Origin of the sequence: Mucilaginibacter gossypii, from assembly GCF_017569325.2 — a bacterium.
GTDB lineage: Bacteria > Bacteroidota > Bacteroidia > Sphingobacteriales > Sphingobacteriaceae > Mucilaginibacter > Mucilaginibacter gossypii.
Genome location: NZ_CP071878.2, coordinates 4,232,110 through 4,258,734 on the forward strand (window position 1 = coordinate 4,232,110; position 26,625 = coordinate 4,258,734).

General features: G+C 41.6%; 25 protein-coding genes. All 25 read right to left on the reverse strand.

From position 1 onward, the window contains the following. Positions 1-32: 32 nt before the first annotated feature. Positions 33-1,439 (reverse strand): RagB/SusD family nutrient uptake outer membrane protein, encoded by a 1,407-nt coding sequence (locus J3L18_RS17695; RefSeq protein ID WP_129571475.1) that lies wholly within the window; start codon positions 1,437-1,439, stop codon positions 33-35. 16 nt (positions 1,440-1,455) lie between these two features. After that, entirely contained in the window at positions 1,456-4,485 is a 3,030-nt protein-coding gene (locus J3L18_RS17700; RefSeq protein WP_223266284.1) for a SusC/RagA family TonB-linked outer membrane protein, read from the reverse strand. Positions 4,486-4,637: 152 nt separating this feature from the next. Beyond that, positions 4,638-5,138, reverse strand: coding sequence for an acyl-CoA carboxylase biotin carboxyl carrier protein subunit (locus tag J3L18_RS17705; RefSeq protein WP_129571476.1), 501 nt, complete (start codon positions 5,136-5,138; stop codon positions 4,638-4,640). 250 nt (positions 5,139-5,388) lie between these two features. Next, positions 5,389-6,051 (reverse strand): DUF4159 domain-containing protein, encoded by a 663-nt coding sequence (locus J3L18_RS17710; RefSeq protein WP_223266285.1) that lies wholly within the window; start codon positions 6,049-6,051, stop codon positions 5,389-5,391. Then, positions 6,051-6,758: a 16S rRNA (uracil(1498)-N(3))-methyltransferase gene (locus tag J3L18_RS17715; RefSeq protein WP_129571477.1), complete on the reverse strand. Its 708-nt coding sequence runs from the start codon at positions 6,756-6,758 to the stop codon at positions 6,051-6,053. The genes J3L18_RS17710 and J3L18_RS17715 overlap by 1 nt, the downstream gene beginning before the upstream one ends. A 14-nt stretch (positions 6,759-6,772) precedes the next feature. Continuing rightward, positions 6,773-8,113, reverse strand: a complete 1,341-nt coding sequence (locus J3L18_RS17720; protein WP_091175810.1) for a hemolysin family protein — start codon at positions 8,111-8,113, stop codon at positions 6,773-6,775. A gap of 4 nt (positions 8,114-8,117) precedes the next feature. After that, a complete protein-coding gene (locus tag J3L18_RS17725; protein ID WP_091175807.1) occupies positions 8,118-8,666 on the reverse strand; it encodes an inorganic diphosphatase in 549 nt (182 codons plus the stop codon). A gap of 33 nt (positions 8,667-8,699) precedes the next feature. Continuing rightward, positions 8,700-9,344 (reverse strand): DedA family protein, encoded by a 645-nt coding sequence (locus J3L18_RS17730; protein ID WP_129571478.1) that lies wholly within the window; start codon positions 9,342-9,344, stop codon positions 8,700-8,702. Between the two features lie 55 nt (positions 9,345-9,399). Further along, positions 9,400-10,782, reverse strand: coding sequence for an NADH-quinone oxidoreductase subunit N (locus J3L18_RS17735; RefSeq protein ID WP_129571479.1), 1,383 nt, complete (start codon positions 10,780-10,782; stop codon positions 9,400-9,402). Between the two features lie 22 nt (positions 10,783-10,804). Next, a complete protein-coding gene (locus J3L18_RS17740) occupies positions 10,805-12,280 on the reverse strand; it encodes a complex I subunit 4 family protein (protein ID WP_091175800.1) in 1,476 nt (491 codons plus the stop codon). Between the two features lie 25 nt (positions 12,281-12,305). Continuing rightward, complete coding sequence (gene nuoL / locus J3L18_RS17745) at positions 12,306-14,219, reverse strand: NADH-quinone oxidoreductase subunit L (RefSeq protein WP_129571480.1); 1,914 nt, start codon at positions 14,217-14,219, stop codon at positions 12,306-12,308. Positions 14,220-14,362: 143 nt separating this feature from the next. Continuing rightward, entirely contained in the window at positions 14,363-14,692 is a 330-nt protein-coding gene (gene nuoK, locus J3L18_RS17750) for an NADH-quinone oxidoreductase subunit NuoK (protein WP_090533902.1), read from the reverse strand. After that, the gene (locus J3L18_RS17755) at positions 14,692-15,195 is read right to left on the reverse strand and encodes an NADH-quinone oxidoreductase subunit J family protein (protein ID WP_091175794.1); all 504 of its coding nucleotides are present in this window, start codon (positions 15,193-15,195) and stop codon (positions 14,692-14,694) included. The genes nuoK and J3L18_RS17755 overlap by 1 nt, the downstream gene beginning before the upstream one ends. A gap of 57 nt (positions 15,196-15,252) precedes the next feature. Further along, positions 15,253-15,750, reverse strand: coding sequence for a NuoI/complex I 23 kDa subunit family protein (locus tag J3L18_RS17760; RefSeq protein WP_090533905.1), 498 nt, complete (start codon positions 15,748-15,750; stop codon positions 15,253-15,255). Between the two features lie 17 nt (positions 15,751-15,767). Further along, the gene (gene nuoH, locus J3L18_RS17765) at positions 15,768-16,799 is read right to left on the reverse strand and encodes an NADH-quinone oxidoreductase subunit NuoH (RefSeq protein WP_112654853.1); all 1,032 of its coding nucleotides are present in this window, start codon (positions 16,797-16,799) and stop codon (positions 15,768-15,770) included. After that, a complete protein-coding gene (locus tag J3L18_RS17770) occupies positions 16,799-17,788 on the reverse strand; it encodes an NADH-quinone oxidoreductase subunit G (RefSeq protein ID WP_371328329.1) in 990 nt (329 codons plus the stop codon). The genes nuoH and J3L18_RS17770 overlap by 1 nt, the downstream gene beginning before the upstream one ends. A 168-nt stretch (positions 17,789-17,956) precedes the next feature. After that, positions 17,957-19,315: an NADH-quinone oxidoreductase subunit NuoF gene (gene nuoF / locus J3L18_RS17775; RefSeq protein WP_112654854.1), complete on the reverse strand. Its 1,359-nt coding sequence runs from the start codon at positions 19,313-19,315 to the stop codon at positions 17,957-17,959. A gap of 3 nt (positions 19,316-19,318) precedes the next feature. Continuing rightward, on the reverse strand, positions 19,319-19,843 hold the full coding sequence (locus J3L18_RS17780; RefSeq protein ID WP_090533912.1) for an NADH-quinone oxidoreductase subunit NuoE family protein: 525 nt from the start codon (positions 19,841-19,843) through the stop codon (positions 19,319-19,321). Continuing rightward, positions 19,836-21,047, reverse strand: a complete 1,212-nt coding sequence (locus tag J3L18_RS17785) for an NADH-quinone oxidoreductase subunit D (RefSeq protein ID WP_189549459.1) — start codon at positions 21,045-21,047, stop codon at positions 19,836-19,838. The genes J3L18_RS17780 and J3L18_RS17785 overlap by 8 nt, the downstream gene beginning before the upstream one ends. A 138-nt stretch (positions 21,048-21,185) precedes the next feature. Then, the gene (locus J3L18_RS17790) at positions 21,186-21,689 is read right to left on the reverse strand and encodes an NADH-quinone oxidoreductase subunit C (protein WP_090533916.1); all 504 of its coding nucleotides are present in this window, start codon (positions 21,687-21,689) and stop codon (positions 21,186-21,188) included. Next, on the reverse strand, positions 21,689-22,231 hold the full coding sequence (locus tag J3L18_RS17795) for an NADH-quinone oxidoreductase subunit B (RefSeq protein WP_129571481.1): 543 nt from the start codon (positions 22,229-22,231) through the stop codon (positions 21,689-21,691). Before J3L18_RS17795 ends, J3L18_RS17790 begins: the two co-directional genes overlap by 1 nt. Before the next feature lie 123 nt (positions 22,232-22,354). After that, positions 22,355-22,726, reverse strand: coding sequence for an NADH-quinone oxidoreductase subunit A (locus tag J3L18_RS17800; protein ID WP_090533920.1), 372 nt, complete (start codon positions 22,724-22,726; stop codon positions 22,355-22,357). Positions 22,727-22,902: 176 nt separating this feature from the next. Further along, a complete protein-coding gene (locus J3L18_RS17805) occupies positions 22,903-24,591 on the reverse strand; it encodes a tetratricopeptide repeat protein (RefSeq protein WP_223266286.1) in 1,689 nt (562 codons plus the stop codon). A 23-nt stretch (positions 24,592-24,614) separates the two neighbouring features. Continuing rightward, positions 24,615-25,535, reverse strand: a complete 921-nt coding sequence (locus tag J3L18_RS17810; protein WP_129571483.1) for a PstS family phosphate ABC transporter substrate-binding protein — start codon at positions 25,533-25,535, stop codon at positions 24,615-24,617. A gap of 223 nt (positions 25,536-25,758) precedes the next feature. Next, positions 25,759-26,589: an energy transducer TonB gene (locus J3L18_RS17815; RefSeq protein WP_091175774.1), complete on the reverse strand. Its 831-nt coding sequence runs from the start codon at positions 26,587-26,589 to the stop codon at positions 25,759-25,761. Positions 26,590-26,625: the final 36 nt, after the last annotated feature.

Sequence of the window (26,625 nt, forward strand, 5' to 3'; positions counted from 1 at the left end):
CCGGGATATAAACATTTAAAAGAATACAATTGTTATTGATACCCTTCGTTTTGTGTTAAGTTGGGGTTAGCATCACGCTCGCGTTTCGGGATCGGGAAGATCAGTTTTGGCGAGTTCCACTCAAAAGTATCTGCCACATTCCCGTCTTCATCTGTAGTAACCGTGCTCCCTTTGTACCGTTTTAAATCAAATAGCATGAAACCTTCAAAAGGCAGTTCCACACGACGTTCAAGCTTTACAGCATCGCGCAAGGCCTGCTTATTACTTGCAACCGTTGTGTTGGCTAATCCAGCCCGGTTCCTTACAACATTCAAATCAGATTTAGCACCTGTAAAATCCGGAGCAGTTTTTTGTGACCTGGCTTCTGATCTGATCAAATACATTTCGGCAAGCCTTATCACAATCACGTTACCAAATTTATTGTTAAATTTAGCGGTGTAATTATCCCCATCATTATAAAACTCATCAGCCCTTGCGTCCCCCGGTTCATATCGGGCGAAGTGCTGGTCGTTGATTACGGTTTCACCCCTGCCTGCAAAATCAGCACTTGCAAATACCTCGTTTAATGCATTAAAACCTGATTGAGGTGATATCTGGATAGCAAATACATCTTCGCTTGAGTTGAATACGCGTGTCGCCTGTTCATAATTTTGGAACTCGTCCTTAAAAACAGGTACCAAAGAGTATAAACCTGAACTTATTACCTTAGTAGCTTCCTGTTCGGCAAGTTCAAATTTTTCCTGTGTGAGATATATCCGCGCGAGCACCGCTGAAGCATCGGGTGAGTTAGCGAATGATGTTTTATACGTATCCAGTTTTGCTTCGGCGTCTGTAAGATCTTTTATGGCTTGTCCATAAACTTCAGCAACTGTGTTGCGTGAAGGCTTCTGAATACCAGGGATTGAAGTTGTTGGAGTTAATATTATTGGTACAGCCGGATTTGAAGCCGGCGTTCCATCATTCCATGCTTTAGCAAACACCCTTGCCAAATCAAAATAGATCATCCCCCGCAAAAACTTGGCTTCACCCTCCACTCTGTCCTTATTGGCAGCATCAACCAGATTTAAGTTGGCCAAAACGTTGTTGCACACGTTAATAGCATTATACCCGCTATCCCAAACACCTTCAACAAAAATATTATTAACGGTTATCGCTTTATTTGCCAGTTCGGTATATTCTGAAAAAGTTCCGAAATATGAAAAGTCGCCATCGTCAGCTAAAAAGTCGGTGGTTGATTGAAACCGGCCTCCATATAGGCCCCTTAAGCCGGCGGCCGTATAAGCACCAACAAGTACGCCCTGAACATCTTTTGAAGTTTTAATTGCAAGGTCCTGCTCAACAGAATCCTGGGGTTTTATATCCAGTTGCTTTTGGCAGCCGGAACTATATAGCATTGCTAATGTACTCAATGCTATAATTGTATATTTAGTTTTTTTCATTGTTCTTCAGCTTAAATTAAAATCCCACGTTTATCCCAAAAGTTATAGTTTTAGCCTGAGGTGCTGCATAAAAGTCATACCCCTGAGTAATATTTCCTGAAAACGCATCTGAATTAAGCTCCGGGTCCCAGCCTTTATATTTTGTCCAGGTGGCCAGGTTAGTAGCTTGAGCGTAAACTCTTAAGCTCGATAATTTAATCTTGCTTATCCAAGCTTTCGGGAAGTTATACCCTAACACAACATTTTTCAAACGCACATATGAACCGTCGTCCAAGAACCTTGAGCTCGGATTAACACCATTTCCACCAAACAAACGAGCTTGGGGTACATTGGTAATTTGTCCGGGCTTAGTCCAGGCCTGCAGCTGATCACGGGTTTGGTTATCAAAACCATTATTAAAACCAACTGACATGTACTGGCCACCGCCGTTATAAATTTGGTTCCCATTAACTGATTGTATCAGGAAACTAAAATCTATACCCATGTAACTGATACTGTTATTTAAGCCTGCGATATATTTAGGATTCGGATTACCAACTACAACAGGAACCGCCTGGTTATAATCATTAGTTTTGGTACGGTCTCGTTTACCGTTGCCTAAATCGGCATTTTTGTAATATAAGGCATCACCATTTGCAGGATCAGCACCGGCGAACTCCGGCGCTACAAATATGCCCAAAGGCTGACCCTCCATAGCGCGGTTAACAGCATCACCACTACCGGTTATTATCTGTCCTTTAAGGTCTGTAATTTTATTGCGGTTGAATGAGATATTAAAGCTTGTATTCCAAGTTACTTTACCCACAAGATTTTTTGAATCTATTTGGATTTCCAAACCCTTGTTCTGCAATTTGCCAAGGTTTTGTGTAATGGTAGTAAATCCGGAAGTTGCCGGTACCTGTACATTCAACAGCAGATCTTTTGTTTTCTTCAGATAAACATCAAACTGCCCTGCTAAACGACCTCCAAGGAAAGCTATATCCAAACCTATATCCGTTTGGGCAGTAGTTTCCCACTTTAAATCGGGGTTTGGTAATTGTGTAGGCCTTGCACCGGCAACACCAGCGTAGCCAAACTCTGTATACAGCCCCCGTGCAGGGAAATTGCCTATTTCGGAATTACCTGTTAAACCATAGCTACCCCTTAATTTTAAGTCGGATATCAGCCTCTGCTTTTTCATGAAACCTTCTTCAGAAACTATCCACCCAACAGAACCTGCAGGAAAGAAACCATATCGGTGATCAGCGCCAAACCTCGAAGATCCGTCGATACGACCACTTACTGATAACAGGTACCTATCATGGTATTTATAATTAGCCCTTGCAAAATAAGATAGCAATGAATAAGCTGTTGAAGAAGACAAAGCGCTGGTAATACTTGCCGAACTGGTTAATTTCTTGTAAGCATCACTTGGAAATTGTTCACCATTTAATGAATTCAGATCGTTTTGCTGTCTTTGGTAAGTCATACCGCCAACCGCGTCAATAGTGCTCTTTCCAAAATCTTTTAAGAAATGCAAAAAGTTATTGGTATTGAAATTAATGGAAGTTATGGATGAGTTAAAGCCTACTCCATTATTAGTACCTGAATTACGCGCTGTCAAGCTACCTGAATAATTATCCTCAGTTGAATTTAAAATATCAACTCCAACTTCACTCCTGAAAGTCAAAGACGGTAATATTTTAATCTCTCCAAAAACATTACCGAGATTTCTGTAGTCAGTAGTAATGAAATAGCTATTCTCGGAATTTAACAGCGGATTAAAATATACCGGAAAATTACTATTAGGTAATCCCGTAGCCGGGTCAAGTTGACCACTTAATAAACCGGTACGCGGATCAATTACTGGCGTTATAGGCGACAAGGCTACGATTTGCTCAGGAGTAGAAAAAGCATTGTCATTATCCAAACGATGGTTTTGCGTACGCGAAACACTCAAATTAGCCCCAATTGTCAACCAGTTGTTAGCCTGATTTTCGATATTTGTACGTAGGCTGTATTGATTGATCTGGTTTTTCAGTATCCAGCCTTTTTGATCATTATACGTGCCAGATATGTAAAACTTTGTTTTTTCAGTTCCTCCCGAAAATACGAGGTTATAGTTTTGAACCGGAGCATGTTGGGTAATCTGATCCTGCCAATTGGTATTTACACTTGTATTTGCATAATCTGTATTTCCTGCTGCATACCTGATTAAGCGGGTCTTCGCATAACTTTCCAAACCACCCGCAACAGCAGCTGATTGAACAAGATTTAGATATTCTTTTGAGTTTAAAAATTCACGCTCACGGGTCGGCTTACTAAAACCATAATATTGGTTATAAGTAATTTTTGTTGAACCTGCTTTACCCTTTTTTGTGGTAACCAAAACAACACCGTTTGATGCTCTCGAACCATATATAGCTGCAGCAGAAGCATCTTTTAAGATATCAATAGACTCAATATCATTTTGGTTCAAATCCACAAGTGGATTGGTGGATGCTCCGTTACTTGAAAAATCATCTACGGTGATCGGTAACCCATCAACAACGTATAATGGCTGGCTGCCCGCTGATACAGAAGATGCACCACGTACCCTGACTTGGATGCCCTGCCCTAATTTACCATTTTGGGCCTGGATATACACACCAGGGCTCCGGCCTTGTATAGCCGATTCAAGGCTTGGTACAGGAATATTCTCTATATCGCCGCCCTTAATTTTTGAAACAGAGCCTGTTAACGAACGCTTGCTTTGTGTACCATATCCTACAACTACAACTTCGTTAAGCACTTTTGAATCGGTGGTTAACTGCACATTTACGTTGGCTCCATTTATTGAAACTTCATGAGGGAGGTATCCCAAAAAGTTAAAAGCCAAAACTTTGGCGGTAGCAGGTACACTTAATTTGTAACTTCCATTAATGTCGGTTTGGGTGCCCACTCCTGTTACTCCTTTTACGGTTACGCTTACTCCCGGTAAGGGCGAGCCGTCTTTCTGGTCGGTTACTTTACCTGTAATAACCCGGTTTTGAGCAAAAACCATAGCCATACAAGAAAACAGTAACATGACTGTTAGTAGATGTTTCTTCATAAAAGTTAATATTGTTAATTAAGAAAGTAAGTTCGTAAAAAAAATGTGCAGAAACAACAAAAGCCTTAAAATTACGTTCAGTTCATTGCAAAAATGTTATTATCGCATATTTAAGCTATAACACTTAGTTAAAACGACATTAAGATTTGCCCTTTTTCAACTTTATCTCCTGATTTTATTAATATCTTTTCTACAACAACATCGGCCGGCGATTTGATAATATTTTCCATTTTCATGGCTTCAAGCACAAAGAGATTATCACCTTTTTTTACGATATCTCCTTTATTTACAAATACTTTTAAAACCAAACCTGGCATGGGGGCTTTTATTTCACTAATCCTGGCACTGTTTAAATCACTAAATCCAAGCTTATCAAGTAATATATCAAACTGATCTTTAGCGGTGATATGATAAATATGATTATTAACCTTTATTTCAGCATTTTTTTCGTCACCGTTAAAATTAACTATCTCGACATTGTATGAGCGGTTGCTTTCAATAACATGATAGATTCCCGGCCTTAACTGTTTAATATCGGCTTCACTTTTAACCCCGTTAATAAGTAAGCCTGCAGCAACGGTTCTTTCAGCTTCAATACTGTAGCGTTCATTAATACTCAATTTATACATAGGATTTGGATTTGAGGATAAGCGGTTTATTTATTATTTGTTTAGGGGATTGGTATAAAGCTAAACATATTATATATAAGCTGAAAGCAAAATGCAAAAAGCTTATTATTATTCAATTGCTCTATATAAAACCTTTAATAAATCCTGTATAATTTCACATGCAATACAGCAACGAGTAAATTAAACCCTAAACTGATAGTGCTAAAAAGAATCACCGTGTCCGTGTGAAAGCTTCAGGTAAGAGCAGCTACTATTGAGTGAAAATATACTGAATTAAATTTGCGCCCATTTTAAGAGCTTTTTGGCGGGCTTCCTGGGTATCGCCGGCATAGGTACCATAATCCTCCCAGCCATTGCCTAAATCGCACTCATAGGTATAAAAGCAAACCAGTCTGCCTTTATATATCAAACCAAAACCCTGGGCACGCTTGCCGTCATGTTCATGAATTTTGGGCAGGCCATTCGGGAAGGCATATTTTTGATGGTAAATGGGGTGATTTACCGGCAGCTCAACAAAATCGAGCTCAGGAAACACTTTTTTCATTTGCGGCCGAATATATTGGTCGAGCCCGTAATTATCATCGATATGCAAAAAGCCGCCACCGGTGAGGTATTTACGCAGGTTACGGGCTTCCTGATCGGAAAAGATCACGTTACCATGCCCTGTCATAAAAGTGAAAGGATAATTAAATAAAGAAGCACTGCCTACTTCAACCACCTCATCATCATCATCAAAATTGGTTTTGAGGTTTTCGTTACAGAATTTGATCAGGTTAGGTAACGCTGTACGGTCGCCATACCAATCACCGCCACCGCTGTATTTGAGGCGTGCAATTTTATAGGCAGGGGCATTAAAGCTGCTCATTGCTATAGCTGCAAATAAAACAACCAATGCTAACCTTATTCTTTTCATCACCTGTTTAAAAAATTCACCTCAAAGCAAGCCTCCAGCGCAGCCGTTTCCGTACGCAGGCGACTTGTACCTAAAGATATCGGTTTAAAACCGTTTTGTAAAGCCTTATCGATCTCAGCCGGAGCAAAATCCCCTTCCGGGCCTATCAATATTAAATAACGCCCCTGCGGAGTTATTTCGTCTTTCAGATTAAATTTCTCTCCGGGCTCGCAGTGAGCAATAAATTTTTGCCCCTCAAAAGGTTTATCAAGTAGCTGATTTAGTGTTGCCGGCTCATTTAATATGGGGTGATATGCTTTAAGGGATTGCTTGATAGCCGCCGTAATAATTTTATTTAAACGCTCTGTTTTGGCTTCCTTACGTTCCGACCGTTGGGTGATAATTAATGACACCTCATCAATACCTATTTCTGTAGCTTTCTCTAAAAACCACTCCAGGCGTTCGATATTTTTGGTTGGTGCTACCGCAAGATGCAGGTAATGGTTACGTTTTTCAAATTCGGTGGTTACCGATGTTATTTTTAGAATGGTACGCTTAGGGTGTGCATCATGGATCTGAGCGGTATATAAGCCTCCTCTTCCGTCAATCAATTGTACCTCGCTGCCTGTTTCAAGGCGCAGTACACGTATAGCGTGTTTGCTTTCCTCTTCGCTCAGAAAATATTGGGGATGCGAGGCATCAATATCAGGTGTATAAAAAAGTTGCATTATGAATAAGCAGATTAATGTAAATCTACTGCATCTTCTTCATTTATCAGTAATTCGAGTTTAACTGATTCTATATTCTGGTCAGATTTTTTCAGTACGGTGATATTGTACCCGTTGGATTCTTTTTGCTCACCAACATCGGGGATCTTTCCGAAGATATCACCAAGCCAGCCCGACACGGTATCAAAGTCGCCATCTTCAGGTAAATCATGCGGTAAATGCTCATTTACATCATAAATAGATGCAAGTGCATTTACTATAAACTCACGTTCGTTTACCTTTTCGACAATCGGCTTTTCTTCATCATACTCATCCTGGATCTCGCCAACCAGTTCTTCTACAATATCCTCCAGCGTAACCATACCGGCGGTACCGCCAAACTCGTCAAGTACAATAGCTATCTGGATACGCTTTTGCTGCAATTCGGCCATCAGATCGTTGATCTTTTTGGTTTCGGGGATGAAATACGGTTTGCGGATAATATCTTTCAGTACGATCTCTTCATTGCGGGCCAGTAGTGGCAAAATATCTTTGGCGTGTACAATACCGATGATCTTATCTATCACATCGTCATAAACCGGCATCCGCGAATAACCTTCGTTGATGATCATATCCAGCAGCTCTTCTTTGGTTGAAGCGATATCGACTCCCGAGATTTTGGTACGTGGTACCATGATGTTTTTTACCACCCGCTCGTTAAAATCAAACACGTTCTGGATCAGTTCGTGCTCATTTGAGTCAAGTGCGCCGGTCTCTTTACCTTGCTCCAACAAGTATTGCAGTTCTTCCGAACTATGATGGGTTTCACTGCCTTCAACGGTGCTTATACCCAATAATTTCAGAATGAAATTTGCAAAATTATTAAGTACCCATATAAATGGCCTAAAAACTACAAAGAAGAACCTGAGTGGCAATGAAACAGCCATCACTGTACGTACCGATTTTTGGATAGCTAACGATTTAGGCGCAAGCTCACCAAAAACAATGTGCATGATGGTAATAACGCTAAAAGCCAGGATATGACTGGCCGTGATATAACCGGGAGAAAGGGTTATGCCCACGCTCAGGAAAGCGCGGATAACGATGTTAGTGGCAACCTCCTCACCTACAACACCGAGCGCCAGCGAAGCAATGGTAATACCCAGCTGTGTGGCAGCCAGGTAACCATCTAAATTATGCAATATGCCCCGGGCAACTTTGGCTACGCCACTGCCGCCTTTGGCCCTAATTTCAATTTGCGAACCCCGAACCCTTACCATGGCAAACTCCGCGGCTACAAAAAAGCCATTGAGTAAAACCAAAAACATGGTAGCGAAAATGTAAAATAAACTAATCTCGTAATGTGCGGGGTCCATTTATTTATGATTGATACACAGGGAACGTAGACTTGTACAGCTCCAAACTCTCGGTTATCACTTTATGGGCATAACGTACACCTAACAAATGTTCGATGGTTACGTTTTTGCCTTCCAATTTTTTGTAATCTTTAAAAAAGCGAACAATTTCGGTCATGGCATGTGGAGGCAATTCGTTTAAGTCGTTAATATAATTTACCGACATGTCATTTTTAGCCACTGCAATGATCTTATCATCCTGCTCACCATTATCAACCATGTGCATTACACCTACTACCTTAGCCTCAATGATAGACATAGGGAAAACGTCAATTGAGCAAAGTACAAGGATATCCAAAGGATCTTTATCATCGCAATAGGTTTGAGGGATAAAGCCGTAGTTAGCCGGGTACATTACAGATGAAAATAATACACGATCGAGCTTCAGTAAGCCTGATTCTTTATCAATTTCATATTTCGCTTTTGATCCTTTTGGAATTTCAATAATAGCGTTTACTATTTCAGGGATATTATCACCTGGTGAAACCTGGTGCCATGGATGCAGAGTACTCATTTATCTTTATTATATAGTATATAAAATTATTAACTAATCTATTTTTTCGTTTTTTTCACGAAGTTTCTTTTTAACATAAGCAATAACCAGCGGAATTGTTGTAATTACAATCAATCCCAGTACAATGTATTGCAAATAATCCTGCAGTTGAGGGAACCTTCGCCCTAAAAAAAAACCGCCCAGCGTAAATACACATACCCAGGCTACGCTGCCAATAAGGTTATAAACTGAAAATCTTTTAACATCAACCTTAACAACACCTGCAAATATAGGAGCAAATGTTCTAACAATAGGGAAAAATCTCCCTAAAATAAGCGCCATCCCTCCATGTTTGTTGTAAAACTCACTGGCCAGTACTACGTAGCGCCGCTTAAAAAATAGTGAGTCGTTTTTATTGAATAATACCGGCCCCGTTCGGTAACCAAACCAATAGCCTGTAAAATTGCCTAATACTCCGGCGCCTATCAATGACAATACCAGCGTAGTTATAGAAACATCAACTTTACCAGCGGCACACAATAAACCAGCCATAAACAGCAGGTAATCGCCGGGCAGAAAGAAACCAAAGAATAAACCGGTTTCAGCAAAAACAACAATAAGCAAGAGATAAAAACCACCCCTGCTTATTATGGATTGTGCGTCAGTTAAATTTTGAAGGTATTCCCAGAAACTTTCCATTCACTATATCTGTAAAACTACAAATATTATATCAATTTGCAGTTATCAATACCGATTATATGAAACGGGCTATAAGATCGGGATAAATACCAATAAGGATTGTGGCGAGAGCTGAAAGTGCGAATACTACTTTATAATAAACCGGCACAGTAAGCTCTGCGCGTTCGTCGGTACGGAAGTACATGGCGATGATGACCCTGAAATAGTAAAAGATACTAATGATAGCGTTAATCACAGCTATAATAACTAAACCGATATGATAACGGCTCACCGCTCCCGAAAACATGAAGAATTTACCGATGAAGCCTGCAGTAAGCGGAATCCCCGCCAATGAAAGCATGGCTACAGTTAACACAAAGGCAAGGAACGGGTTCTTCTTACCCAAACCATTAAAGCTTTCAAAGTTATCACTTCCACCTTGTTGCTGTACTAATATTAAACCGCCAAACGCAATGATTGAAGCTATCGAGTATGCCGTAGCATATACAAATACCGAATTACCTGAGGCAGCGCCTAATGACACGATTGCAAATAACAGGTAGCCGGCGTGAGAGATACTTGAAAATGCAAGCATCCTCTTAAAGCTTTGCTGATACAACGCGGTGATATTGCCTATAAATAAGGTAATAATAGTGATAACAAGTAATATCGGTGTCCAAAAATCAGATAATGGTTGGAAGCAAGCCGAGAATAAACGCAGGAATGCTGCGAAACCTGCTGTTTTAACTACAGTAGACATGAAAGCTGTGATCAGCGTAGGTGCCCCTTCATATACGTCGGGAGTCCAGAAGTGGAACGGAGCCGCACCTACTTTAAAACATAAGCCTACTATAAGAAGGGCTATGCCCGTATAAAACATAGGATCGATATGCGGATGGTTGATTACATACTCCCTGATGGTATCCATGTTGAATGAACCTGAAGATCCGTATAACAGGGCCATACCAAACAGCAGGAAGCCGGTTGAAAAAGCACCCATTAAAAAGTACTTCAAAGCAGCTTCATTTGAAGCAAAATCGCTCTTTTTAATACCCGCCAGGATGTATAAGCTAACCGACATGATCTCGATACCGATAAACAGCATCACCAGGTTATTAAACGACACCATTACAATTATACCGGTCAGTGAAAACAGGATAATAGCATAATACTCGGCTGCGTGCCTGCTGATACGCTCAAAGTACCCTTTCGACAACAATACAATCAGGATGGTAGATATAATGGTAACGCTTGAAAAAACAACCGAAAAATTATTGAATAACAGCATGCCGGTATAAAGCGGTTCGGCTGTATCTTTTGAAGTCCATTGGCAAATTGCAAAACCTAAAGCAGCCAGTAATCCTATAACGGTAACAGGCAATAAAGCTTTTTGCGCTTTATATAACCCTAAATACAAAAGCACTATAGGTAAAACAGATATGATGATTATAGTATTCATTCTTTTCTTTAAAATCTTAAACCTACATTGTAAACTTTGAACCTATCTGATTTACCAGTTGCGTTACCGCAGCTTCAGAAATATGCAGAATAGGCTGAGGATAAATGCCCAATACAATAACCAGGGCACAAATGATACACAACGTTAACTTTTCAGTACCGCTAACATCAGCAAAAGTCGCTGTAAGCGGGTTGGTTTCGCCCTGCATTACGTTTTTATAAAGGCGTAACATGTAAACCGCACCAAAAATGATGGTAAGGCCCGCAACGGCAGCCAGTACCAGGTTTACATAGTGCAGTACGCTAAAATCAAATACACCTTTCAGCAACAGGAACTCGCCAATAAAACCATTAGTAAGTGGTAATCCCACTGTACCTAATAATATGATCAGGAAACCTATTGCAAATTTAGGGGCTACCTTCGCGATACCGCCAAGCTGATCTATCTCACGGGTGTTCAGCCTGCGGCTGATGATGTCCCAGATAAAGAACATACCAACAACGTTAATACCGTGGTTAAGCATCTGAATCATGGCACCCTGAACACCGGCAATATTCCAGGCAAAAATACCTGCAGCTATCAGGCCAACGTGTGCTATTGATGAATAGGCCACCAGGCGTTTTCCGTCTTTTTGTTTAAAGGCGATAATAGAAGCATAAACTACACCTATAACCCCAAGGATCATGGCCAACGCCTGGAAATGATAAAAGCCAAGCGGGGCATTAGGGATCATCCAGCGGATAGCACCATAAATACCCATTTTAAGCATGATACCTGATAACATCATGGTACCGCCAGATGGAGCTTCGGTATAAGTATCAGGCTGCCAGGTATGGAAAGGGAACAAAGGCATCTTGATGGCAAAGGCCAGAAAAAATGCCCAGAAGATCCAGCTCTGATGTTTAACATCCAAAGTCATTTTATAAAAATTGTGGATGTCGAAAGTTTTGTCTGGAGATTGGAGGTACAGGTAGATAATGCCTACCAGCATGAACAACGAACCGGCAAAGGTGTAGATGAAAAATTTAATGGTAATACGGATGCGGTTTTCACCTCCCCAAAGGGCACAAATGAAGTAGATCGGGATCAATGCCGCTTCCCATCCAACGTAAAACAAAAATCCGTCGAGGGCGGTAAATACAACCAGCATACCAGCCTGCATAAACAGGATGAGACCATAAAAGGCACCTTCATTTTTGTATTGATGCTGATAGGTTGTTAAAATAATTAATGGTACAAGCACCGTGGTTAACAAAACCAGGATCATACTGATCCCGTCGATACCGGCACTGAAGTAAATTCCAAAACTGCTGATCCATGGCACATCAATTACAAACTGGGTTGATGCATCCGGAACAAACTTGCTTAAAAATATAAGCGCTATTACCAGTTGGGCAACAGAGAAAAATAATGCAGCATGTTTAGCTATCCCGTTTTTAAGTAGGGCAGTTATAACAGCGGCAACTATTGGCAAAAAAAGTAATATACTAACGGTCATTTTTATGTTGCTAAACGCTTATCGTTTATATTTTAGTTAATCCAAATACGCTATACACTAATACCGCGATAATTCCCAGTACCATTACAAATATGTAGAACCCTACGTTACCGGTTTGCAGCAGGCGCAGGCCTTTACTGGTTTCAATTGTTCCTCTGCCAATCCCGTTCACCAAACCATCGATACCTAAACGCTCTATGATGTTATAGAAGAAGGTTGAAAGCCAGTCGAGTGGTTTGCGAACAATCAGGTCATAAAGTTCATCAAGGTAAAACTTGTGGTATGACAGACTTGTAAGTGCCGGGCGCTCTTCAGTATCAGCAACAGGTACGCTGCCATTTTTAGCATATTTCATATAGGCATAAGCCATAGCAGCTAAAGCCAATGCTACCGAAGTGCCCATTAACGCGTATTCAAGTGATTCGGACAAATGATGCTCGCCCAAAATTTCGTTTGATTTATGGAAAACAGGCTCAAGGAAATGTGCCAGTTCATGATGTCCGTGTAATACTTCCGGCACACCTATAAAACCACCTACAATTGAAAGGATAGCTAATACGATAAGCGGAATAGTCATTGTTGGAGGCGATTCATGTAAATGATGCTCCTGCTCATGAGTACCACGGAACTTTCCGTAAAATGTAAGGTACATCATCCTGAACATATAGAATGAAGTTAACATAGCAGTTAATACACCTACGGCCCAAAATATAGGGCTATGCGCGTAAGCATGTGCTAATATTTCATCTTTTGAAAAGAAGCCTGCCAACGGAGGAATACCGGCAATAGCTACAGTACCAATCATCATGGTGGTAAATGTAGTTTTGATCTTGCCTTTTAAGCCGCCCATTTTGCGCATATCCTGTTCACCGCTCATAGCGTGGATCACAGAGCCTGCACCAAGGAATAATAAAGCTTTAAAGAAAGCATGTGTTAACACGTGAAAGAAAGCACCTGTATAAGCACCAACACCCAGGCCTAAAAACATATACCCCAATTGAGATACAGTTGAATAAGCCAATACCTTTTTAATATCTGTTTGCGTTAACGCGATAAGTGCCGCAATGAGGGCCGTTGCCAAACCTACATAAGCAATTATCTCCATTGTATCCGGAGATAAAGTGTAGAATATGTTTGAGCGGGCAATCATATAGATACCGGCTGTAACCATGGTAGCAGCGTGGATCAAAGCCGAAACCGGAGTTGGGCCGGCCATCGCATCAGGCAACCAGGTAAATAACGGCAACTGCGCAGATTTACCGCAGGCACCAATGAATAGTAAAATGGTAATGATAAACAGTGGACCAGCGCCTGATTTCATAACAGCTGCCTTCGGGAAGATCTCTGCAAACTGGATGCTACCGAAAACATAAATAATGGTGAAGATGCCTAATAAGAAACCAAGGTCACCGATACGGTTCATTACAAACGCTTTCTTCGCTGCATCTGCATAATCAGGGTTGGTAAACCAGAAACCGATAAGCAGGTATGAGCACAAACCTACGCCCTCCCATCCAATAAACATGATGAGGTAGTTTGAACCTAAAACCAGCAGCAGCATGAAAAAAACGAACAGGTTGAGATAAGCGAAAAATTTCCCGAAACCTTCGTCGTCATGCATGTAGCCAATAGAATACAGGTGGATTAGGAAGCCAACACCTGTAATGATCAGCAGCATGATAGCGCTTAACTGATCTATAAGAAATGCGAAAGGAAATTTTAATGACCCAACCGCAAACCAGGTAAAGTAGTTGACATTAATAGGAACTCCGGTTGATTTTACCTGGAAAAAAGCTGCAATGCTTAAACCAAATGATACCAGTACAAGCAAACTGCCAATAAAGCCAATTACACTTTTTGATAATGAATTACGGCCAAGTCCGTTTATAACAAAACCGGCTAACGGTAGTATTGGAATAAGCCAGATATATTTATCCATGTTCGATGTTGTACGTTTTACGCGTTACGTTATACGTTTTTAATTATCTAATCGCTATTGCGGGAAAGAGGCAACAACGTTTGTTTTATTACTAATCAGCTATTACAATTCCGAAATTGAAACTCCGAAATCGGAAATACCTGTTACCATTTCAACCTGTTCAGTACGTTGATATCAATTGAGTTTGTATTACGATAGATCATCACGATAATAGCCAAACCAACTGCAACTTCAGCAGCGGCCAGCGCCATGATAAAAAACACGAATACCTGCCCGGTTGCATCACCCCTGTATACCGAAAACGCGGTAAGCAAAAGGTTAACCGAATTAAGCATCAACTCAACCGACATGAAGATCACGATGGCATTACGGCGGATCAATACGCCCATTACGCCTATAGCAAAAATGATTGTGCTTAACAATATGTAATGATTAAGCGGCACGGCGTGCATAGTATTTGTTAAACTTTCCATTATGCTGCTTTAGGTTCTTTTTCTTTAGTAGCCAATAATACCGCACCTACCATAGCTGATAAAAGCAATACAGATGATATTTCAAATGGCAATAAAAATTCGTTGAACAATACTTTACCTAAGTTTTTTACAAGGCCCAGATCAGGGTTTTGTAACAATACCGGGTTTGATGCGCCCATCAGTTTAAGTGAAGATGCAACAGCTACAGCCAAGATGCCGCCGCCAAAAACACCAGCTATTTTAACCATGAAAGGCTTTACAGGCTCCGACTCCTTGTTAAGGTTGATGAGCATCAGTGTATACAGGAACAATACCAATATAGCGCCCATGTACACGATGAAGTTTACAATCGCCAAAAATTGAGCGTTAAGCAAAATGTAGTGAATGGTGAAAGTAAAAAAGGTAAGGATCAGATAAAGGATACTATGTACCGGATTTTTGGCCGAGATTACCAATATCGAAAAGAATATGGACAAAAATGCGATGAAGTAAAATGTACTCATGTTTTTATTTACAAAATACCTTTACCCTTTTAGGCAGGGCAAAGGTATAAAACTTCTTTATTGATTTAAGGGTGCTTCTACTAATTTGTCTTTACCGTAAATAAAATCCTTCCTTAAGTAGTCGGCAGGTACGATATCACCGTCAAGATAAATAGCTTCCTTAGGGCAGGCCTCTTCACATAAACCGCAAAAAATGCAGCGCAGCATGTTGATTTCATAAACAGCAGCGTATTTCTCTTCGCGGTACAGGTGCTCCTCGCCTTTCTGGCGTTCGGCAGCTGTCATGGTAATAGCTTCTGCCGGGCACGATAATGCGCAAAGGCCGCAGGCTGTACAACGCTCCCTACCATCCTCATCGCGTTTAAGCGAGTGCATGCCGCGGAAATTCTCTGAAAATTCACGCTTTTCTTCAGGATAGCTGATGGTTACCGGCTTTTTGAAAAAGTGTTTCATTGTAGTGGATAAACCGCCCACAATGGCCGGCAGGTAAGCACGCTCTAAAAAATTGAGTGGCTTAACTTCCAGTACTTTTCGTTTATTGCTTAATGATTCCATTTTTTAAAAACTCCAATCTATTTAAGTAATGTACTAATCACGCCTGTCAGCACGATGTTGGTGATGGCCAATGGAATTAATATTTTCCAGCCAAGGTCCATCAACTGGTCATAACGGAAACGCGGGATAGTCCAACGCACCCACATGAAAAAGAAGATAGAGAAGAATATCTTACCAAATAATACAACAACGCCAATAAGCGGTGCAATGGTTGGTCCGGCGTGAGCCGCAACCCAATCCATACCAGGGTAATTGTAACCACCCCAGTACAGGGTAGCCATTACTGCCGATGAAATGAACATGTTGATATACTCGGCAAACAGGTAAAAACCTAATTTCATTGATGAGTATTCGGTGTGATAGCCACCTACAAGCTCGGTTTCGCACTCAGGTAAGTCAAACGGTGAGCGGTTGGTTTCGGCAAAAGCACACACCAGGAACAGCAGGAAGCCAAGTGGCTGTCTCCAAACATTCCAGGCAAAACCATGTTGTTGCTCCGCGATTTCCTTAAGACTTAAGGTACCGGTAAGCATCAGCAATGCGATGATGGATAAACCCATCGAAATTTCGTAGCTGATATTTTGTGATGCTGCGCGGATAGCGCCTAATAATGAGTACTTATTGTTGGAAGCCCAGCCGCCAATCATAATACCATAAACGCCCAATGATACCACACCAAAAATGTAGAGTACACCTACGTTAATATCGGTAACCTGCAGATCAAACGTACGACCGCCAATTTGGATAGCCGATCCCCATGGAATAACAGCCGAACCGATACAAGCAGTTAAAATAGCCAGTGAAGGACCCACAATGAACAGGAAGCCGGTTGCATTGGTAGGGATGATCTCTTCTTTCAAAAACATCTTGCCACCATCGGCAAGGGGTTGTAAAATACCCCACGGACCGGCACGGTTAGGGCCTATCCTATCCTGGAAAAATGCAGCAACTTTACGTTCGGCATAGGTTGAATACATAGCCACAACCAGGCTGATAGCGAAAATCACAACGATCAGTACGATCCTGAATATTAAATCGGTAGTTTCCATTATAAGCGGGTCTCCCTTTCAAATTGTTCTTTATTAGCTTCCATCAGTACCGGGTTGGTTTTAACAACTGGCAGCGGTGTAAACTCGTAATGGTTAGCGCTGATCACAGAGTGGTGAGATACTTTACGTGGGCCTTCAATAACCCAATCGGCAGTTTTCTTTTTATCGAATCGGCAAGTGTTGCAAATAAATTCCTCAACTTCACCATAAACATCTTTACGGCCAGTTACCCTGATCACGTCTTCGCCTTTATACCAAAGTGTTACTTTACCGCAGCATTTATCGCAATCGCGGTGTGCTTCAACAGGCTTGGTAAACCAAACACGGTTTTTAAAGCGGAAAGTTTTATCAGTTAAAGCACCTACCGGGCATACGTCAATCATGTTACCCGAAAAATCGTTATCAACAGCTTTGCTGATATATGTGGAAATTTCAGAATGATCGCCCCTGTTCAGGATGCCATGTAAACGGGTATTGGTAATTTGATCGGCAGTAAACACACAACGGTAGCAAAGGATGCAGCGGGTCATGTGCAGCTGAATTTTGTCGCCTATGTCGATCTTTTCAAATGTACGGCGGTCAAATTCATAGCGAGTTTTAGCTGCTCCATGCTCAAAGCCCAGATCCTGCAAGTGGCATTCGCCGGCCTGGTCGCAAACAGGGCAATCAAGCGGGTGATTGATCAGCAGCATTTCTACCACGCCTTTACGGGCTTCAATAACCTCAGGCGAAGTAATATTTTGTACCTCCATCCCATCCATAACACCGGTACGGCATGAAGCCACCAGTTTAGGCATAGGGCGCGGATCTTTTTCTGATCCTTTGGTAACCTTAACCAAACAGGTACGGCATTTACCGCCGCTACCCTGCAGCTTAGAGTAATAGCACATTGCAGGCGGAACAATATCACCTCCTATTTGCCTTGCAGCGTTCAGGATGCTTGTTCCGGGTTCTACATCAACGGTTATTCCGTCTATTGTTACTTTCATTGACATTTAATAATAACGTCGTTTGTTAATTTCTAAAATTCTTCGCCTCTAAATCAATTTTAAAAGCTAAACCACTATGTCATTGCGAGGCACGAAGCAATCTCGTAGCTATTCTTTTCATGCGACGAGATTGCCACGCTCCGCTCACAATGACATATAGTTATATATTTACGCCGTCTCTGCAACTTTCAACGGATCAGCATAATGTGCCAAACCGTAGTTTCTTGAAGTTGCTTCGCTGGCGTTAGTTACGTGCCATTCAAACTCATCCCTGAAATGGCGAATAGCACTGGCCACAGGCCATGCTGCCGCGTCACCCAGCGGACAAATGGTATTTCCCTCTATTTTCTTAGATACATCTACCAGCAAGTCCATGTCGCTCATTTTGCCATGGCCATATTCCAAGCGATGTAATACTTTCTCCATCCAGCCAGTACCCTCACGGCAAGGCGAACATTGTCCGCAACTCTCGTGGTGATAAAAACGGGCGAAATTCCAAGTATTACGTACAATACAGGCATCTTCATCATAAGCGATGAAACCACCCGAACCCAACATGGTACCGCTTACGAAACCACCATCTGATAATGATTCATAGCTCATCAAACGGGCTTCGTTATTGATAGTTTTCAGGATGAGGTTAGCCGGTAAAATTGGCACTGATGAACCGCCGGCAACAACAGCTTTCAGGCGTTTGCCATTGGCGATACCACCGCAATACTCATCAGAATAAATAAATTCTTCAACAGGTACACCGAGTTCAATTTCATAAACCCCAGGTTTTTTCAGGTTACCACCAGCTGAGATGAGCTTAGTACCTGTACTACGACCGATACCTATTTTAGCATATTCGTCGCCACCCTCGTTAATGATAGGTACAACCGCTGCTATAGATTCAACATTGTTTACCACTGTAGGGCAACCATATAAACCGGCAATAGCCGGAAACGGTGGTTTAATACGAGGGTTGCCGCGTTTACCTTCCAATGATTCCAATAAAGCAGTTTCTTCACCGCAGATATAAGCACCACCGCCTGGCTGAACGTAAAGCTCAAGATCGTAACCGGTACCTAATATATTTTTACCTAAGAAACCTTTTGCTTTTGCTTCAGCGATAGCTCTTTCCAGGATCCTTACCTGTGGCATCATTTCGCCGCGCAGGTAGATGTATGATGTATTAGCACCAAGCGCAAAACTTGATACAATCATGCCCTCAATCAGCAAGTGAGGGATATAAGTCATCAGGTAGCGGTCTTTAAAAGTACCAGGTTCCGATTCGTCACCATTACAAACCAGGTAACGCGCAACGCCTTCGGGCTTAGCCAAAAAGCTCCATTTCATACCGGTAGGGAAACCCGCACCGCCACGACCGCGTAAGCCCGATTTTTTAACCTCCTCAACAATCGCCTCAGGCGACATGGTTTTCAATGCTTTCTCCACAGAAGCATAGCCACCTTTTGAACGGTAAACATCAAATGTGTTGATGCCGGGTACGTTTATATGTTCTAAAAGTAATTTCCGTCCCATAACTTAATTCTTAGCTTTCGCTTTTAAATCACTGATCAATTTATCTACCGACTCGTTGGTCAGGTTTTCATAAAAAGTATATTCAGGGCCAATTTGCAATACGGGGCCAAAACCACAGGCGGCAAGGCACTCTACCCCTCTCCAGCTGAATAAGCCGTCGGGAGTAACTTCACCTTCTTTTACACCAAGGGTTTCCTCTATATGATCCATGATCTTTTCGGCACCTACCAGGCAGCAACCGCTTGTGCGGCAAACTTCCAGCACGTACTTGCCCTGCGGGCGTAAAAAGTACATGGTATAAAATGTAGCAACCTCGTATACCTCAATAGGCAGGATGCTTAAATATTCGGCAACCTTATCCATCGCGGGCGCGCTTACCCAGCCAAATTCGGCCTGTACCAGGTGAAGGATCGGCAGTAAGCCTGATTTTTGCTTCCCCTGCGGATAACGGCTAACTATTTCATCAAATTTGCTGATCAGTGCCGGCGAAAATTCAACCGGTTCCTGAGCTTCGTCAACTCTAAGCATCTAACTCTCCGGCTATAACGTTTAAACTACTCATGTTAATAATAGCATCTGATAATAACATACCGCGGCTCATTGGTGCATACATCTGGTAATTGATGAAGCTTGGCCTGCGGAAATGTAAACGGTACGGTGAGCGGCCACCATCATTAACCAGGTAAAAGCCCAGCTCGCCGTTAGCACCCTCAACCGAATGATAAACTTCGGTAGTTGGGGTTGGAATTTCGCCCATCACAATTTTAAAGTGATAGATCAAAGCTTCCATGTTATTATATACTTCCTCTTTTGGAGGCAGGTAAAATTCAGGTACATCAGCGTGGAAAATATCGCTTGGTTCTTTATCAAGTTTGGCTAAAGCCTGTTCAATGATCCTTAAGCTTTGCCACATTTCTTCGTTGCGAACCAAAAAACGGCTGTAAACATCACCATTGTCGCCTACCGGCACTTCAAATTCAAAGTCTTCGTATGATGAATATGGGTTCATAGCCCTTACGTCGTAATCAACACCGGCAGCACGTAAAAGCGGCCCGGTCCAGCTGTAGCTCAAAGCGGTTTCAGCGCTAACAGCAGCTACGTCCCTGGTACGGTCAACAAAGATCCTGTTACGGTTAAACAGGCTTTCAAACTCTTTAAGGGTTTTAGGGAAGTTCTTTAAAAATGCGCGCAGCTTATCGAATGCACGGCTGTTGAAGTTACGCTCAAAACCACCGATACGGCCAATGTTGGTCGTAAGGCGCGATCCGCAAACTTCTTCATATATTTCATAAATAGCCTCACGGTGCTCCATCATGTACAGGAAGCCTGTAAACGCGCCTGTATCCACACCCAATACACCGTTACAAATGATATGATCGGCTATACGGGCAAGCTCCATCACAATTACGCGCAGGTAATCAACGCGCTTTGGAGTTTGGATATTTAACAACTTTTCAACTGTCATATGCCAGCCCATGTTATTGATGGGCGATGAGCAATAGTTTAAACGGTCGGTAAGCGGGGTTATCTGGTAAAAAGGCCTGTGCTCGGCAATTTTTTCAAATGCGCGGTGTATATAACCAATGGTTGATACACCGCTAACGATGCGTTCGCCATCAAGCTGAAGCACATTTTGAAACACCCCGTGGGTAGCAGGGTGAGTTGGCCCCAGGTTAAGGGTTGATAGCTCGCTTTGCGGATCGTTATCTGTATATACAGGATGATTTTGCATCAGTATTATTAATTAGAGTCAGGAATTTTTAGAGTCAAGAATCAAGAAATAAAGAGTCAAGACGGGAAACTTCTCCTCCCTTTCTTACTTTCCTATTTCTTGTTTCTTATGTCTCAATTTCTTGTTTCTATCTATGTATTATCTTCCGAAATAGAAATCCTTCTTGTCAACACGGTTAGGATCTTCCAGCGGAAACTCCTTACGCATTGGGAAAGCGGTCATATCATCTACGTTCAAAATCCTGCGCAAATCCGGGTGACCGTCAAATAGCACCCCGAAAAGGTCATAAGTTTCGCGTTCCATCCAGTTTGCACCATCCCAAAGCACCGTAGCAGTTGGGATATGCACATCAGCATCGGCCAAAAATACCTTAATCCTAATGCGGGTATTGGTAGTGAGGCTATGCAGGTGATAAATAACGCCTATCGGCTTTTCCTGTTCAGGGTAATGGATACCTGTAATATCTGTCAGGAAAATGAATTTAAGGGCCGGATCCGTTTTCAGAAAAGTAAGCAGATCAATGATTGTTTCACGACCAGTTTCAACTGTAAGCAGTTCATACGGTTCACCAACAACCGTTACTGAAGTATCAAATTTATCGGCTATAGCTTTAATAAGCTCTTCGTTAGGTATTTTAGCCATTATTGAATTCCGTATTTAGCTAATAACTCCTGGTACTTAGGCTCATTTCTGCGGCGCAGTGATTCCGTTTTAACCAGTTCCTGAATATTCATAAAACCATCGATAATAGCTTCTGGCCTTGGCGGGCAACCTGGTACATAAACATCTACCGGGATCACCTCGTCAACACCCTGTAAAACCGAGTAAGTATCAAATATACCACCGCTTGATGCACATGCACCAACAGCCATTACCCAACGGGGTTCAGCCATTTGCAGGTATACCTGGCGCAGTACAGGAGCCATTTTCTTGGCTATGGTACCCATAACCATCAACAAATCGGCCTGTCGTGGTGAAAAGCTCAAACGCTCGGCACCAAAACGTGAAAGATCATAGTGAGATGCCATGGTGGCCATAAACTCAATACCGCAGCACGAAGTAGCAAATGGTAAAGGCCATAATGAATTTGAGCGTGCTATGCCTATTACTTTATCAAGCGAGGTAGCAAAAAACCCGGCGCCTTCAACTCCGGCAGGGGCATCAACTAATTGAATATCACTCATTGAACTAAATTGATAGAAAAACCATCACCACTAAATGTGGATAATAGCAGCAAATTTACAATAATAACGATGTAAAAAGTACACTACAGGTATAGAGCGGGTATATTTAGAATCAATCTAAACTTAATCCCAATCTAAAGCTCCCTTTTTTATTACGTAGATAAAACCCAGCAGAAGTGTCGCCATGAAAATAAACATTTCAATAAGACCGGTAGTACCTAAAGCCTTGAAATTTACCGCCCAGGGGTACATAAAAATAACCTCCACATCAAACAGCACAAACAAAATGGCTACCAGGAAATATTTAATGGAAATTGGTGTACGGGCATTACCCACCACCTCAATACCCGACTCAAAAGGGGTCAGCTTATCTTTTGTTTTTCTTTTGGGCCCTATTTTGTGCGTTACAAACATTGTTGTTACCACAAACCCTAAAGCAACCACCATTTGAAATATGATGGGTAAATAATTAACCGGTAAACTTTGTGCTTCCATGCTGCAAATATACTAATGCCTTAATAATAAAAAAGTGTGATTTATAAGGTTGTTAATCATTTCTGCAATTCAGTACTAATCTTGATTACAAATTATTGTTCCAGGTCAATTCTTTAAATTGGGTAAACAAAAAAGGCCTCTTTTAAAAGAGGCCTTTCATATCAATTAAAGTTTATTTATTTGCTTTTACCGGCTCCACCTTTGCGTTGGAAGAAAGCTACCGCCTGTTTGTTGGTCGGATCATTTTCTCTGGCTTTGGTAAAGTTTTCGGTCGCTTTAGCATCGTCTTTTTCTTTGTACTCATAGTAAGTACCTAAGTAAGCATAAGCATTGGCAAGGCTCTTTTTAGCTTTTTCGTCCGGGGCACCTTTAGCAATTACCAGCTCAATGTATTTTTCGTAGAACGGTTTAGCGTAACCAGCAATGTTATTACGATCTTTTTCTTTCATATCGTTAACATAAGCGCGGTATAGGTAACCGTCGGCTGTGGTTGGGCTTTTCTGATTCACATAGCTGAACGCTGAATCTGCCCTTACAAGCAACGAATCGGCATTTGGTTTCTTTTCATCATAGCCAAAGTAGTAACTGATACCTTCGTAAAAATAGTCAGTCAATTTTACGTTACGGCCGGCTTTCAAAGTAACCTGGCGATACGCATCACCTGCCTGCTCATATTTTTTCTGGTGATATAATGCTTTGGCAATTTCGCCGTAAACATCAGTTTGAGTGCTGTCAAGCTCTAACGCTTTTTTCAAAGTATTGATACCAACCGAATCCTGACCTGTAGCCATTTGCAAACGGCCCTGATATAAATAGTCACGAGGGATGATACGTTTTGGATCAGCTTTCTGGAACCAGGTATTGATTGCAGTTAAACCGTTTTGGTAGTCTTTGTTTTCGTAAGCGGCATAAGCCAGGTAACGATAAACCCTTGCATTGGTGCTTGCTGATTTTGACAAATCAGTAGCTACCTGTTGTAAGGTTTTATAATCACCAGCCAGGATCAGGAAGTCGGCATAACGCATTTGAGATTCTACCGACTGATCAGTTAAGCTCAGGTATTGTTTGTAGTGATCAACAGCTTCTTTAATTTTAGCTGAAGCCATTTTAGGATCTGTTAAAGACCAGCGCAAATCAGTCTCAGCCCATTCGCGGTAAGCAGGGCCATAGTTGGCATTAATAGCCAATGCGTCTTTAAATTGCTGCTCAGAGCCATCAAAGTTATTAGCAAATTTATACAATACACCGGTTGCAACCTTAGCAGCCGGGTTTTTAGGATCAAGCGTAGAAGCGTCAGAATAGTTTGAGTACGCTTCGTTACTCTTTAACACAGAGCGGTAAGCATCACCTAAAGCGATAAGCAAATCAACATCTTTCGCATTAATAGCTTTTCCTTTAGTCAGTACTGCAATAGCAGCATCTGCGTCCGCGGGCGCAACTTTTTTATCGGTAGTAGTAGGCAGCAAATATGATAAACCTACATATGTGTAAGGTTTTGCGTCCTTACCTGCCAAAGCTACAGCCTGATTAAAGTTAGTTGTTGCACCGGAATTATCCTTATCTAAACGGGCAACAGCACCTAAACCGGCATAATTTAATGCTGATTTTGGATTTGCGGCAATACCTTTATTGAAAACGACTTTCGCCGAATCAGCATAGTCCTGTTTAATGTACACCCAACCCAGATAAAAGAAATTCTCATCTTTGGTTGGCTGAGTAGTAGTAAGCGTTTTGAGCATCGACTCTGCTTTCTGATATTGTTCGGCGTCAATAGCTTTTTTGGCGTCGGCAAGGCTTTGCGCAAAAACTGATGATGAACCTAAAAATACCAGTCCTAATGAAGCCTTAGCTATTTTACTGATCATTTTCATCTTTATTTAGTTATAGTTTACTTTTTTAAAATTATCTCTCTCGGGGGAATTGAATCAGGTAGTAAACCCGATTTCAATATTATCCGTTGCCCCACATCACTGGCCAGGAACGTAACAAATCCCGCTGCTAAACCATTCTTACTTGAGCAATTGATCAAATATAAACTCCTGCTCAAGGGATACTGTTTTAAGACAAGCGATTCTTGCGAAGGTTTAAAATATTCATTTGGATACTGCTTGTTTCCTTCATCTCTAACCCCTACAACTTTCACTTTTTCAACATAATCTGCGTACTCTTTTTCAGGGTTATTAATCCAGCTAAAGCCTATAATGCCTAATGCATCAGGATGTTCGCTTACGTACTTAATAACTTCGATATTTGATTTAAGCGCGTATATATTCTTCTGCTTAAACTCCTTATTACCAGAGAAGTCCTTCAAATACCTTACCAAACTTGAGTTCGGATTGTCAAAAACTATAGTTTTATTTCCGTCCCCCTGGCCTTTAAGCTCCTTTTTTAATTGAGCGACAGTAATAGCGGTATCATTCGACGCCTTATTAACTATCAATGTAATTGCGTCAACTGCAAAAGGTACTTCCTCAACACTCAATGTACGGCGGGTTATTATATTACGCTCCGCGGTATCAAGCCTGCGCGATAATACCGCAAGCCTAACACTGTCGTTTAACAACATATTTACAGCCTGGTTTTCTGTTTTATAAATAAATACCGGGTCGGCGTTGGGGTACCGGCTTCTGTAAACATATTCTTCCTGTGCTACTATAGGCGAAAAAGATTCATCGGCTACGAAATTTGCTCTTCCGGCGTTGAAGCTGTCGGTTGGTACGGATTTTACTTGTTTTTGCTTACAAGCCTGTAAACCGGCTATTAAAACAATTAAAACCAATACATATACAACCCCTAATTTAATCTTCATACTGATCCTTCTTAAACAATCTCGAAAACCTCAAAATCGCGTACCCTATAATAAACGCACCGAAAAGTAAACGTTGATAATGTTGCAATTGCAGCGGGAGCGCGTCCCAAAACATGATCATGAGACCTAAAACCACAAAGCAAATAAATGCAGCAGTTCCTAAAATAAGCAAAAACCGCCTTTTGGGCGATTTTTGCTCTTTATTGTAATTAAATGGCATTACTTATTCTTCAGATGCTAAAGTAAAGCTGATTGGAACACTGTATTGTACACGAACCGGACGACCGTTTTGTATACCCGGTTTCCATTTTGGTGAATTTTTCAATACACGAACCGCTTCTTCGTCGCAACCGCTGCCAATGCCCCTTACAACCTTAATATCGGTTAAAGAACCATCTTTTTCCACAACGAATGTACAAATTACACGTCCTTGTGTATTGTTTTCGCGGGCTACGGCCGGATACCTGATGTTTTTGCTCAAATACTGACCAAATTTCTCCAAACCGCCGGCAAATTCAGGAACTTGCTCAACAGAAGTAAAGATTTGATTAGGATCGGCTTCAACAACCTGCTTAACGTCTGAGTTACCTACCGGCTCATCAATTCTGATGTCGGCGTTAGGATCACCTTTTTGGTCTTTTTGACCCGGATCGGCAACAGCAAGCTCTTTCACTGTCGGTGGATCTTTCTCCTTAACCTCGTTATCTGGTTTTACAACCGGAGGAGGGAAACGTACCTGGTCTACCTTTGGTTTTGGCGGTTCAGGTGGCGGCGGAGGTGGTTTTTTGGTTTGGTCAACCGGTGGCGGAGGTAACAGAACCACGTCTGTTATCTTCACTTTTTCGTCTTTCGCTGGGATAAGACCTTTGATCTTGTTGATGATAGTTGGCAAAGAAACTATAAATACAAAAACCACAATAGCAATGATCAACGACTTGCTGGTGTTTTTTGAATTCTCTTTCCTTAGCTCGTAAGCGCCATAGGCTTTATTACGATTACTAAAAACAACGTCGATCCATTCCTGCTTTAGTATGTCTAATTTTGATCCTAACATCTGTTAAGGCTTTAATGGAAGTTTATAACGTTATTT